The organism is Bradyrhizobium sp. 14AA, from assembly GCF_054185205.1.
The window spans coordinates 878,493-890,479 of the sequence record NZ_JAVAYM010000001.1 but is presented as its reverse complement, the minus strand read 5'-3'; the positions used below and the strand labels follow the sequence as shown (position 1 = coordinate 890,479).

Sequence of the window (11,987 nt, the reverse complement as noted above, 5' to 3'; positions counted from 1 at the left end):
CGCGCTTAGAACCGTTCAAGCCGTGTTTCATCGCTTAGACTCTAAGTAGGGTATTACCGAGCTTTCGCCAAGCCTCTAACGCCCTATTGATGTCATCCGGTTCCGTGGACCAGCCCAGACTGAGACGCACCGCTCCCTGAGCCACGGCGGCGTCGTACCCCATCGCCGAAAGCACGTGAGACGGCTGGACCTTGCCCGAGGAACAGGCCGAGCCGGAGGATACGGCAACGCCTTCGAGGTCAAAGCCGATCACGGCGGTCTCGGCCTTCAGGCCGGGAGCCGTGAAAAGAATGGTATTGGGCAACCGCTCGATACTGTCCGAGAAGATGGTTGCGCCGGCGATTGCGCGTAAGCCATTTTCCAAGCGATCTCTGAGGGTTGCCATGCGTTCCGCATCCTCCGGCAGAGCCTGAAGCGCGGCCTTCACGGCGGCGCCGAAGCCGGCAATGCCGGCAACATTCTCGGTTCCGGCCCGGCGGTTGAGTTCCTGCCCGCCGCCCCGCAGGACCGGTTCCAGTCCAGCGATCCCCTCCGCCACCACCAAGGCACCGACACCCTTGGGCCCACCGATCTTGTGTGCAGAAAAGGTCGCAAGGTCGGCGCCTACCGCGCTCATATTGAACGCAATTTTGCCGAGCGCCTGGATCGCATCGACATGCAGGAGGCCTCCGGCGTCATGAACGATCCGAGCGGCCTCGGCGACCGGTTGCAGCGCGCCCGTCTCATTGTTGGCGGCCATGATGGAGACCAGCGCTGGTGGGCCGTCGCCGAGCAGCGCCTTGAGATGGTCGAGGTCGATCACACCGGAGCGCGTGACCTTGATCTGGCCGATCCTGTCCGCCGGGAACCGGCCGCCTGCCAGCACCGAGGCATGCTCGACGGCCGAGACCAGGAGCCGCTCGACAGGGCCGCCAGAAGGGCCTCGCAGCCCGGGAGACAGCGCCAGCGCATTGGCCTCGGTTCCTGCGGACGTGAAGACCACGTTCCGCGGCAGCGCACCCACGGCCGCCGCCAGCGTGGCCCGGGCCTCCTCGACCAGTCGCCGCGCCTGCCGCCCCTCGGCATGGACCGAGGACGGGTTGCCGATCAGCTCCCAGGCAGCCAGCATCGCAGCCCGCGCTTCAGCGCGGAGCGGCGTGGTCGCATTCCAGTCGAGATAAACGCGGCTCGGCATCGAGTATTATATTACCTTACATTGACAGGGCCTGTTCGGCCCGCCTCACCGCCCGACATGCGCCGCAGCTGCGCGCTTGGCAACCATGATTCCAGATCCGAGCCTCGCGATGACGCCGCCATGACGCGCTAACATCTTGAGCCCATTGGCTGATGTTCAAGATGCTTGCTTTTTGACCCTCAGCCTATGTTAGAACCCCGCCGTCAAGTCACAGCGCGCCTTCAGCGCATCACCGCAAGGCGCGCCTTCTCACCCTTCATTCGTGCTTCCGTCGGCATCTGCCGACGAGGCCACAATCGGTTGATTGCCAAGGAACGTCTCCAAGGTTCGTCTCTCCAGCAAATCAATCAAGAGATCATCGATGCCTGAAGTTATTTTCACTGGCCCCGCCGGCCGCCTCGAAGGCCGCTATCACCCGGCCAAGCAGAAGAACGCGCCGATCGCGATGATCCTGCATCCGCATCCGCAGTTTCACGGCACGATGAACCATCAGATCGTGTACCAGTGCTACTACGCGTTCGCGCATCGCGGCTTCTCGGTGCTGCGCTTCAATTTCCGCGGCGTCGGCCGCAGCCAGGGCTCGTTCGACCACGGCACCGGCGAATTGTCGGACGCGGCGGCCGCGCTCGATTGGGCGCAGACCATCAATCCCGAAGCGCGCGCCTGCTGGGTCGCCGGCTTCTCCTTCGGCGCCTGGATCGGCATGCAACTGCTGATGCGCCGCCCCGAGGTGGAAGGCTTCATCTCGATCGCGCCGCCGGCCAATCTCTACGACTTCTCGTTCCTCGCGCCCTGCCCGTCGTCGGGCCTGATCGTGCACGGCGAAAAGGACGCGGTGGTGCCGCCCAAGGACGTCAACACGCTGGTCGAGAAGCTGAAGACCCAGAAGGGCATCGTGATCGACCAGCAGATCATCCCCGGCGCCAACCACTTCTTCGACGCCAAGCTCGAGCCGTTGATGGAGACCATCACGGCGTATCTGGACATGCGCCTGGCGAACGTGCGCTGAGGCGTTATGTTTTGAGCATGATCTTGTCGGAAAACCGCTTCGCACTTTTCCGGATCATGCTCTAAGCCAGCTTGAGCGCGGCGATCCCCATCAAGACGAGCGCGATGCCCGCAAGCTTCATCGCGCTCAAGCTCTCGCCGAACAGCACAACGCCCATGACGAAGGTGCCGGCCGCGCCGATGCCGGTCCACACCGAATAGGCGACGCCGACCTCCAGCACCTTCAGGGCGCGCCCGAGCAGGAAGACGAAGGCTGCAAGCAGCACGAGCGAAGCGATGCTCCAGCCAACCCGCGTGTAGCCTTCCGCATATTTCATCGAGATCGCCCAGCCGACATCAAGTGCGCCGGCGATCACCAGCATCGACCAGGCCAAGGATTGCGACATCGGCGTGCGCTCAGGCGGCAAGCTTGAGCAGATGTGCGTCGTGCCTGACGAGGAAGGCGCGCAGCAATTGCGCATAGTCGGCGCCGACCGCAGTGCGCACGCTCGGGCGTTTTGCAAGCTCGGTTCGCCAGGCGCGAACCTTCGGCACGTCGCGGAAGATGCCGTGCTCGGTCAGTTCGTCGAACAGGTCGAAATAGCGAAAGATCGGCGCGAACACGGCATCGACCAGGCTGAATGCATCGCCCGCAAAGAACGGACCTGCGCTTAGCGCCGCTTCCACACGCGCGAATTTCGCCGCAAGCGCCTCGCGCTTGCTCTCGAACGTCGCCGGATCAGTCGTCGTCTCCAGGCCCCAGAGATCGCCGAGGATCGCCGAGCCGAACTCCATCCACGCGCGGTGCTCGGCACGCTCAAGCGCATCGGCCGGATGCAGTTTCGCGCCGCCTTGAGTCTCCTCGATGTACTCGCAGATCACGTTGCTCTCGAACAGCGCGACCTCGCCCTTCTCCGTCGTCACCACCAGCACCGGCACCTTGCCGAGCGGCGACAATTTTAGAAACCAGTCGGGCTTGTTGGCGAGATCGATGTCGATCCGCTCGAACGGCAGGCCCTTCTCATTCAGCGCGATCACGGCACGCTGCACATAGGGGCAGAGCTTATGGCTGACGAGTTTCAGTGAAGCAGTCATGGCAATGATCCCGGCGGTTCGATGCAACTGCATCGACAATAAATGCAGTTGCATGTACCTGTCAAGAGCAATGCAATTGCATCGATCAGCCGTGACCTCAGGGCCGCGCGACCACCCCGCCGGTCATCGGCATCGGGACGCCCGTGGTGGCCGGATAGGACAGCGGCAGGCCTTTCAGCCCACGCGCCGCGAGGAAGCCGAAGGCCTGCGCCTCAATGGCGTCGGAGGCCCAGCCAAGCGTCTCGGCAGCCTCGACTGTGGCCGATCCCACCCGATCCCGCAGCATGCGCAGCATGGTGAGGTTGCGGGCGCCGCCGCCGCAGACGATCCAGCTGCGCGGCCGCCGCGGCAGCAGCGGAATGACACGGGCAATCGCCGCGGCCGTAAAGGAGGTCAGCGTAGCTGCACCGTCGACCGGCGGGACGTCGCCAAGCCTCAAGGCGGCAAAGTCGTTGCGGTCGAGCGATTTCGGCGGCGGGCTTGCGAAGAACGGCAACTCCAGCGCCCGCGCGATCCAGGCTTCATCGGCCTTGCCGAGCGCCGCGAATTTGCCCTCCACATCGAACGCCTGGTTCATGGTGCGATACATGAAATCGTCGAGCAGCGCGTTGCCGGGGCCGGTATCGCAGGCGATCAGCGTATCGTTGCCGTCGATATAGGTGATGTTGGAGACGCCGCCGATATTGACCACGACGATCGGCCCCTCGCGCGCCAGCGACTGGGCGAGCGCCCGGTGGTAGACCGGCACGAAGGGCGCGCCCTGCCCGCCGGCCTCGACGTCGGCGGCGCGGAAATCATACATCACGGGGATATGGATGGCCCTGGCCAGCGCCGGCGCATCGCCGATCTGCACCGTCAGCCGCTTCTCGGGGCGGTGCAGCACGGTCTGGCCATGGAAGCCGACGATGTCGATATCCTCCGGCTTCATCCGGTTCTGGGCGATGAAGGCAGCCACCGCCTCGGCGTGGGCCAGCGTCACCGCGCGCTCGGCCTCGGCGAGACTTCCCGGCCGGGCGTCGCGCTGCGACAGGTGCACGGCCTCGCTCAGCGCCTGGCGCAGCAGATTGCGCTCGGCCGGGCTGTAGGGCCGGTAACCGGATGGCCCGAATGCCTTCACCTGCTTTCCGTCGGTTTCGATCAGCGCGACATCCACCCCGTCCAGCGAGGTGCCGCTCATCAAACCGAGTGCCGTCAACATCATGGATCAGCGTCCTCAAGAAACCCGCTCCGGCATGCCGATCTTGTGCCAGAGGGACACATCTTATAATGCCACAGCGCCAAGTGGCGGGCAGCAACCGAGTTCCCACGGAAGACCGTTAAATTGCTCCCAAAACAGTAAACCAAGAATTGTCAGGCACGCCGACAGATGACTGCATTTAAATCGGATTTCCTCAACACCCTGCAGGAACGTGGATTCATCCACCAATGCTCCGATTTCGAGGGGCTGGACGCCCTCGCCGCCAAGGGCGAGGCGACCGCCTATGTCGGCTACGATTGCACCGCCCGCTCGCTGCATATCGGCAACTACCTCACCATGATGATGCTGCACTGGCTCCAGCAGTCCGGCAACAAGCCGATCACGCTGATGGGCGGCGGCACCACCATGGTCGGCGATCCCTCCGGCAAGGACGAGACGCGCGCGATGCGCACCGTCGCCGAGATCGAGGCCAACAAGGAATCGATCCGCGGCGTGTTCGCGAAGGTGCTGCGCTACGGCAGTGGCGCGAGCGATGCCGTGATGCTCGACAATGCGGAGTGGCTGACCAGGCTGAACTGGATCGAGATGCTGCGCGACGTCGGCCGGCATTTCTCGGTCAATCGCATGCTGACCATGGACTCCGTACGCCTGCGCCTCGAGCGAGAGCAGGAGATGAGCTTCATCGAGTTCAACTACATGGTCTGCCAGGCCTACGATTTCGTCGAGCTCGCCAAGCGCACCGGCTGCAAATTGCAGATGGGCGGCTCGGACCAGTGGGGCAACATCATCATGGGCGTCGATCTCGGCCGCCGCATGGGCACGCACCAGTTGTTCGCGCTGACGACGCCCCTGCTGACCACGGCCTCCGGCGCCAAGATGGGCAAGACCGCGCAAGGCGCGGTGTGGCTCAACGCCGACCAGTTCTCGCCGTATGATTTCTGGCAGTACTGGCGCAACACCGAGGATGCCGACGTCGGCAAATTCCTCAAGCTGTTCACGACGCTGCCGATCGCCGAGATCAAGAAGCTCGAAGCGCTCGGCGGCTCGGAGATCAACGAGGCCAAGAAGGTGCTCGCCACCGAAGCGACCGCGCTGCTGCACGGCCGCGACGCCGCGAACGAGGCCGCCGAAACCGCGCGCCGCACCTTCGAGGAAGGCGCGCTGGCCGAAAGCCTGCCGACGGTGGAAATTCCGCGTGGCGAACTCGATGCCGGCCTCGGTGTGCTCAACGCTTTCGTCAAGGCGGGCCTCGTCGGCTCCAATGGCGAGGCGCGGCGCCAGATCAAGGGCGGCGGCCTGCGCGTCAACGACGAGCCCGTCACCGACGAGAAGATGGCGCTCTCCGCGGGCAATCTGACACCGGAGGGCGTGATCAAGCTGTCCTTCGGCAAGAAGAAGCACGTCCTCATCAGGCCTGCATAGGCGTATGAGCTTTTCGCTGCTTGTCAGGGCGCGCCGAAGCGCGCTCCCTGACCGGCAATGGACCAGAACACGCCCAGGGAAACCAACAAGGAAACGAGCAAGGACAGCGCCGCAGTAACGCCGCAAGGCGCCGTGCGCATCGCGCTCACCGTGCTCGCGCTCTGCTTCACGCTGGCCGTGCTCGGCCGCGGGCTCGGCGACAGCTTTACGGTGTTCCTGAAGCCGATCTCCGAGAGCTTCGGCTGGGACCGCGCGCAGATCGTCTCGGTCTATTCCCTGACCTGGCTCGCGAGCGGTTTGACCGCCCCCTTCGTCGGACGTCTGTTCGATCATTCCGGACCGCGCATCGTCTATGCGCTCGGCCTGCTGCTGCTCGGCGCTGCGTTCCTGATTGCGGCCCACGCGCAACATCTCTGGCAGTTCCAGCTCTCGATCGGCCTCTGCGTCGGCATCGGCGTCGCCTTCATCGGCATCGTGCCGAACTCGATCCTGCTCGGTCGCTGGTTCGGCCCGCGTCTGCCGACCGCGATGTCGGTGGTGTATTCGGCGATGGGCGGCGGCGTGCTGGCGCTGCTGCCGGCCTCGCAGCTCCTGATCGACCACATCGGCTGGCGCGGCACCTATCAGCTGTTCGGCTTTACGGCGCTAGGCCTGCTGCTCCCGCTCATGCTGCTGCCGTGGCGACTGTTCGCTGCAGGCTCGCCCCATGTCGTGAAGAAGACCGATCCGGATTTCGTCGACAATGGCTGGACGCTGCTCGGCGCCATGCGCCATCACGCCTTCTGGGCGCTGTTCTCGACCTTCTTCTTCACCGCCGTCGGCATGTATTCGATCGCAGCGCAGATCGTGGCCTATCTGATCGATGCCGGATTCCCGCCGCTGCAGGCCGCGACCGCCTGGGGCTTTTCGGGCGTGGTGCTGGTGTTCGGCATGCTGGGCGTGTCCGCGCTCGACGGTCTGATCGGGCGCCGGCCGTCCGTGCTGCTCAGCTACGCGATCTCGATCCTCGGCATCGTGCTGCTTTGGCTGTTGCAGTATTCTCCCAACATCCTTCTGCTCACCGGCTTCGTCGTCTGCTTCGGCAGCATGATGGGCTCGCGCGGCCCGCTGATCAGCGCCACGGCGATGCGGATCTTTCAGGGCAAGCGGATGGGCACGATCTACGGCACCATCTCGATCGGCAGCGGCCTCGGCTCCGCGTTCGGCTCCTGGAGCGGCGGCCTGATCCATGACGCCACCCATGGCTATAACGCGCTGCTCGCCTTCGCACTTGCGAGCGTGGTGCTCGGGATGATCCCGTTCCTGATCGTGCCCGCTTTGCGACGGTAGGTATCGCCGAGGTAACTTGCGACCACCGGTCTCACCGGAATAGTACGGACCGAAGTGGCACCGGATGCACGTAAAAAAAGCGCTTCCGCAAGGCCACAATCGGGACCTTGCGGTGTTTTATCCGATATGACGAAAATGTCAGGGCGAACCGACTTGAACCGCTTGCGGGACGGAACCGAATGCGATTCAAGTCCCAACATTGGATGGAGGGCGCAAACCAATGAACTTTCCCTATCTCTCTCGCTATCAACCGGTTCTCTTGAGCCTGTTTCGTTTCATCACCGGCCTCTTGCTGCTCCAGTACGGCATCGCCAAGCTGTTCAAGTTTCCGGTGGTGCCCTACTTCGCGAACATCCCGCCGATCATCTACGCGGCCGGCACGCTTGAGCTCGTGCTTGGCGCGCTGCTGATGCTCGGCCTGTTCACCCGCCTCACCGCTTTCATCCTCTCGGGTGAAATGGCCTTCGCCTACTTCATGGGCCACATGCTCAAGGGCGAAACGCCGGTGTTCCTGCCCCTGCTCAATGGCGGCACCGCGGCGATCCTGTTCTGCTTCTCCTGCCTCTATCTCTCGGCAGCTGGCGGCGGCTCGGTCAGCGTCGATGCGCTGATCGGCAAGGAAAGCGATGCGTCGGGCGACGCCTATGCGCGTCGCTGACGCGCGCGCAAGTTCAACCTGAAAGCAAGACGGCACCGGCGGATTTGCCGGTGCCGGTTCAGCGCGCCCCGAGCACGTTCCACATGAGAACGAGGGCCGCCACGAGCAGCACGGACATGACGACGCGGTGAACGAATCGGTTCATCGCCGCTCCGGCCAGGCTCGATGACCACCAAAGTCCGACATCATTTGTTTCCGCGACCTCTCGCGCCACGCGCGGGTGAGGCGCCTTGCGGCCTGCATGCTTGCGCACGCGGCTGCAGACGCTGCGCGCGCGGCGGCTCGTCGCATGCGTTCATTCATGATTGGTAAGAACTTCATGCTACCGACGCGTGCAATAATAACCATTCCATCGAGGCCGTGATGCAGCTGCTGAGCCATCTGAAGATTCGCACCAAGCTCGCCAGCATGGTCTGTCTTTCGGCACTCACGGTCACGGCCATCATCGGCGTGTCGTCCGTCCTCAGCAAGAGCCGCATGATGGAGGACCGCGTCCAGCAGATGCGGACCGCGGTGGAACTCCTCTACAACTACGCGCAATCGCTTCAGGAGGAGGTCACAGCCGGCAAGCTGACGCTGGCCGAGGCCAAAGCCCAGTTCCACCAGCGCGGCCGCCGCATGAACTTCAATGGCGGTCAGGGCTATCCGGTAGTCTACAATTCCGACACGTCCCTGCTCCTGAACGGCGCCAACCAGCAGCTCGAAGGCAAGATCACCGGCGCGAAAGACGCCAACGGCGTCCTGATCGCCGACGCCATTCTCAAGGCCGCCAACGAAGCCGCGCAAGGCGGCGTGGCGTCCTACCTCTATCCTCGCCCCGGCCAGACCGAGCCCGTCCGCAAGACCATGTTCGCGCGCAAATTCGCGCCCTGGGATGCGACCATCAGCTACGGCCTCTATGTCGACGACATCGATGCCGACGTACGCGCGCTGACGCTGGAGCTCGGCGCCATCGGCGTCGGCCTGATGCTGCTGATGGCAACGCTGTCCTGGCTGATTGCCCGCGACGTGCTCGGCTCGCTCGATCGCCAGAAGAATCGCATGCAGGAGATTTCGGAAGGCGCCATCGACATGCCGGTCGAGGAAACCGGCCGCGGCGACGAGATCGGTCGCATGGCCGAGACGCTCGAGGTGCTGAGGCAAACGGCGCTCACGGCGCGCAACCTCGAGGCCGAACAGGCCGCCACCAAGACCCGCAGCGAACAGGAGAAGCGCGATGCGCTGATCTCGCTCGCCGATCGCTTCGATGCTTCCGTCGGCCAGCTCGTCGGCCTGATGGCCTCCGGCTCGGGCGAGCTCGAGACCACCGCGAAGTCGATGTCGTCGACGGCCGAGGGCACCAACCGCCGCGCTGCCGTGGTCGGCTCGGCCGCCAACGAAGCCAGCCAGCGTGTCCAGACCGTGGCCTCCGCCGCGGAAGAGCTCTCCTCCTCCATCACCGAGATCAGCCGTCAGGTCGCGCAATCCGCCGAAGTCACGGGACGCGCCGTGGACAGCGCGCGCCGCACCGACACGATCGTGCGCGCGCTCTCCGACGGCGCCCAGCAGATCGAGCATGTCGCCGAGCTGATCTCCAGCATCGCCGCGCAGACCAATCTGCTCGCGCTCAACGCCACCATCGAAGCCGCGCGCGCCGGCGAAGCCGGCCGCGGCTTTGCCGTCGTCGCCTCCGAAGTGAAGTCGCTGGCGAGCCAGACCGCCGAAGCGACGCGCGAGATCGGCGACAAGATTGCGCAGATCCAGGGCGCGACGAAGGAAGCCGTGGACGCCATCGGCGGCATCACCGCCACCATCGAGGAGGTCAGCCGCATCGCCACCTCGATCGGCGCGGCCATCGAGGAGCAAGGCGCCGCCACCGCCGAGATCGCGCGCAGCGTCTCGCAGACCGCGGAGGCGACCCGCGAAGTCACCACCAATATCGGCGGCGTCTCCACTGCGGCCAACGAGACCGGCAACGCGGCCGGCATGGTGCTTGCCGCCGCCTCAAACCTCTCCAAGCAGGCCGAGCAGCTCTCCGGCGAAGTCGGGACGTTCCTCGCAGGCGTGCGCGCGGCGTAAGCCGAGCGGCATGCGCGCTCGCGCCGACTCACCAGCGCATCAGAGAATCAATCCGCCCGAACTGGACCGGTTCGGGTGATCAACCGAGACCACAGACCGATTTTCCCGGACACGTCGCCGCACGCGCCTGCGCTGCGTCTGCATCTGCGCGTACGCGGCTGCGCCAATTGCGCCATGCCTGAGCGAGCACAACTCTGCATTCAGGATTGGTAAGGACTTCCTGATACGGCTGCGCGAGGACAAGCATTCTACAACCGTCCGCAGAGGCCGTCATGACGCTGCTCAGTCACCTGAAGATCCGCACCAAACTCACCAGCATGGTTGCCCTTGCGGCGCTCACCGTCACGGCTCTCATCGTCGCGTCGTCCTATCTCAGCAAGACCCGCATGCTCGAAGATCGTGCGCGCCAGATGCAGACGGCGGTCGATCTGCTGCACGGCTTTGCGCAATCGCTTCAGGACGAGGTTGCCGCCGGCAAGATGACGCTCGCCGATGCGCAAGCCCAGTTCAAGCTGCGCGGCCGGCAGATGAAGTTTGGCGGCGGCCAAGGCTATCCCGTGGTCTACACCGCCGATTCAACGGTCATGATGAACGGCGGCGCCCCTCAGCTCGAGGGCAAGAATAACGGGATCAAGGATGCCAATGGCATCGTGATCGGTGATGCCACGGTGAGCACGGCCAAGCAGGCCCCTGAAGGCGCCATCCTGTCCTATCTCTTCCCGCGTCCGGGCGAGACCGTCCCGGTTCGCAAGCTGGTGTTTGCTCGCCACTTTGCGCCCTGGAACGTCGCGATTGCCTACGGCCTCTATGTCGACGACATCGACGCCGACGTACGCGCGCTGACGCTGGAGCTCGGCGCTATCGGCGTCGGCCTGATGCTCCTGATGGCAACGCTGTCCTGGCTGATTGCCCGCGACGTGCTCGGCGCGCTCGACCGCCAGAAGAACCGCATGCAGGAGATTTCGGAAGGCGCCATCGACAAGGCCGTCGAGGAGACCGGCCGCGGCGACGAGATCGGCCGCATGGCCGAGACGCTCGAGGTGCTGAGGCAGACCGCGCTCACCGCGCGTAACCTCGAAGCCGAACAGGCCGCCACCAAGACCCGCAGCGAGCAGGAGAAGCGCGACGCGCTGATTTCACTCGCCGACCGCTTCGATGCCTCGGTCGGCCAGCTCGTCGGCCTGATGGCCTCGGGCTCGGGCGAGCTCGAGACCACCGCGAAGTCGATGTCCTCCACGGCCGAGGGCACCAACCGCCGCGCCGCCGTGGTCGGCTCGGCCGCCAACGAAGCCAGCCAGCGCGTCCAGACCGTGGCCTCCGCGGCCGAAGAACTCTCCTCCTCCATCACCGAGATCAGCCGTCAGGTCGCGCAATCCGCCGAAGTCACGGGACGCGCCGTGGACAGCGCGCGCCGCACCGACACGATCGTGCGCGCGCTCTCCGACGGCGCCCAGCAGATCGAGCATGTCGCCGAGCTGATCTCCAGCATCGCCGCGCAGACCAATCTGCTCGCGCTCAACGCCACCATCGAAGCCGCGCGCGCCGGCGAAGCCGGCCGCGGCTTTGCCGTCGTCGCCTCCGAAGTGAAGTCGCTGGCGAGCCAGACCGCCGAAGCGACGCGCGAGATCGGCGACAAGATTGCGCAGATCCAGGGCGCGACGAAGGAAGCCGTGGACGCCATCGGCGGCATCACCGCCACCATCGAGGAGGTCAGCCGCATCGCCACCTCGATCGGCGCGGCCATCGAAGAGCAAGGCGCCGCCACCGCCGAGATCGCGCGCAGCGTCTCGCAGACCGCGGAGGCGACCCGCGAAGTCACCACCAATATCGGCGGCGTCTCCACCGCGGCGAACGAGACCGGCAACGCGGCCGGCATGGTGCTTGCCGCCGCCTCAAACCTCTCCAAGCAGGCCGAGCAGCTCTCCGGCGAAGTCGGGACGTTCCTCGCAGGCGTGCGCGCGGCGTAGGCTTCCGGGTACCAGAGCTTCTACAGGCGTCATGGCCGGGCCTTGTCCCGGCCATCCACGTTCTTGGTACCGGACGCGTGGCTCACGTGGATGCCCGGG

Annotated in this window: 10 protein-coding genes; 6 read left to right on the top strand and 4 right to left on the bottom strand. The window is 65.0% G+C overall.

Going from position 1 to position 11,987, the window contains the following annotated elements; translation table 11 throughout:
• Positions 1-34: 34 nt before the first annotated feature.
• Positions 35-1,174, bottom strand: a complete 1,140-nt coding sequence (locus tag RAD15_RS04150) for a cysteine desulfurase family protein (RefSeq protein ID WP_458174611.1) — start codon at positions 1,172-1,174, stop codon at positions 35-37.
• A gap of 361 nt (positions 1,175-1,535) precedes the next feature.
• Between RAD15_RS04150 and RAD15_RS04145 the strand changes: the two genes are divergently transcribed.
• Entirely contained in the window at positions 1,536-2,183 is a 648-nt protein-coding gene (locus tag RAD15_RS04145) for an alpha/beta hydrolase (RefSeq protein ID WP_024337874.1), read from the top strand.
• A 61-nt stretch (positions 2,184-2,244) separates the two neighbouring features.
• Here RAD15_RS04145 and RAD15_RS04140 read toward each other — a convergent pair whose 3' ends face one another.
• The 3 genes from RAD15_RS04140 to RAD15_RS04130 form a co-directional block, all read right to left on the bottom strand.
• Positions 2,245-2,568: a DMT family transporter gene (locus tag RAD15_RS04140; RefSeq protein ID WP_458174608.1), complete on the bottom strand. Its 324-nt coding sequence runs from the start codon at positions 2,566-2,568 to the stop codon at positions 2,245-2,247.
• A gap of 10 nt (positions 2,569-2,578) precedes the next feature.
• On the bottom strand, positions 2,579-3,256 hold the full coding sequence (locus RAD15_RS04135) for a glutathione S-transferase family protein (protein WP_458174606.1): 678 nt from the start codon (positions 3,254-3,256) through the stop codon (positions 2,579-2,581).
• Positions 3,257-3,353: 97 nt separating this feature from the next.
• Positions 3,354-4,457, bottom strand: coding sequence for an anhydro-N-acetylmuramic acid kinase (locus RAD15_RS04130; RefSeq protein ID WP_458174604.1), 1,104 nt, complete (start codon positions 4,455-4,457; stop codon positions 3,354-3,356).
• A 165-nt stretch (positions 4,458-4,622) separates the two neighbouring features.
• On the opposite strand from RAD15_RS04130, the gene tyrS reads away from it, so the two are divergent.
• From tyrS to RAD15_RS04105, 5 genes are all read left to right on the top strand, one after another.
• Complete coding sequence (gene tyrS, locus RAD15_RS04125; RefSeq protein ID WP_458174602.1) at positions 4,623-5,876, top strand: tyrosine--tRNA ligase; 1,254 nt, start codon at positions 4,623-4,625, stop codon at positions 5,874-5,876.
• A 57-nt stretch (positions 5,877-5,933) separates the two neighbouring features.
• A complete protein-coding gene (locus tag RAD15_RS04120; protein WP_458174600.1) occupies positions 5,934-7,205 on the top strand; it encodes an MFS transporter in 1,272 nt (423 codons plus the stop codon).
• Between the two features lie 220 nt (positions 7,206-7,425).
• Complete coding sequence (locus RAD15_RS04115) at positions 7,426-7,863, top strand: DoxX family protein (protein WP_458174598.1); 438 nt, start codon at positions 7,426-7,428, stop codon at positions 7,861-7,863.
• A gap of 363 nt (positions 7,864-8,226) precedes the next feature.
• Positions 8,227-9,921: a methyl-accepting chemotaxis protein gene (locus RAD15_RS04110; protein ID WP_458174596.1), complete on the top strand. Its 1,695-nt coding sequence runs from the start codon at positions 8,227-8,229 to the stop codon at positions 9,919-9,921.
• Positions 9,922-10,193: 272 nt separating this feature from the next.
• Positions 10,194-11,888, top strand: coding sequence for a methyl-accepting chemotaxis protein (locus RAD15_RS04105; protein WP_458174594.1), 1,695 nt, complete (start codon positions 10,194-10,196; stop codon positions 11,886-11,888).
• Positions 11,889-11,987: the final 99 nt, after the last annotated feature.

Excerpts from the sequence above, each read along its gene's own strand:
- RAD15_RS04150 (WP_458174611.1), bottom strand. The coding sequence starts at position 1,174 with ATGCCGAGCCGCGTTTATCTCGACTGGAATGCGACCACGCCGCTCCGC.
- RAD15_RS04145 (WP_024337874.1), top strand. The coding sequence starts at position 1,536 with ATGCCTGAAGTTATTTTCACTGGCCCCGCCGGCCGCCTCGAAGGCCGC.
- RAD15_RS04140 (WP_458174608.1), bottom strand. The coding sequence starts at position 2,568 with ATGTCGCAATCCTTGGCCTGGTCGATGCTGGTGATCGCCGGCGCACTT.
- RAD15_RS04135 (WP_458174606.1), bottom strand. The coding sequence starts at position 3,256 with ATGACTGCTTCACTGAAACTCGTCAGCCATAAGCTCTGCCCCTATGTG.
- RAD15_RS04130 (WP_458174604.1), bottom strand. The coding sequence starts at position 4,457 with ATGATGTTGACGGCACTCGGTTTGATGAGCGGCACCTCGCTGGACGGG.
- tyrS (WP_458174602.1), top strand. The coding sequence starts at position 4,623 with ATGACTGCATTTAAATCGGATTTCCTCAACACCCTGCAGGAACGTGGA.
- RAD15_RS04120 (WP_458174600.1), top strand. The coding sequence starts at position 5,934 with ATGGACCAGAACACGCCCAGGGAAACCAACAAGGAAACGAGCAAGGAC.
- RAD15_RS04115 (WP_458174598.1), top strand. The coding sequence starts at position 7,426 with ATGAACTTTCCCTATCTCTCTCGCTATCAACCGGTTCTCTTGAGCCTG.
- RAD15_RS04110 (WP_458174596.1), top strand. The coding sequence starts at position 8,227 with ATGCAGCTGCTGAGCCATCTGAAGATTCGCACCAAGCTCGCCAGCATG.
- RAD15_RS04105 (WP_458174594.1), top strand. The coding sequence starts at position 10,194 with ATGACGCTGCTCAGTCACCTGAAGATCCGCACCAAACTCACCAGCATG.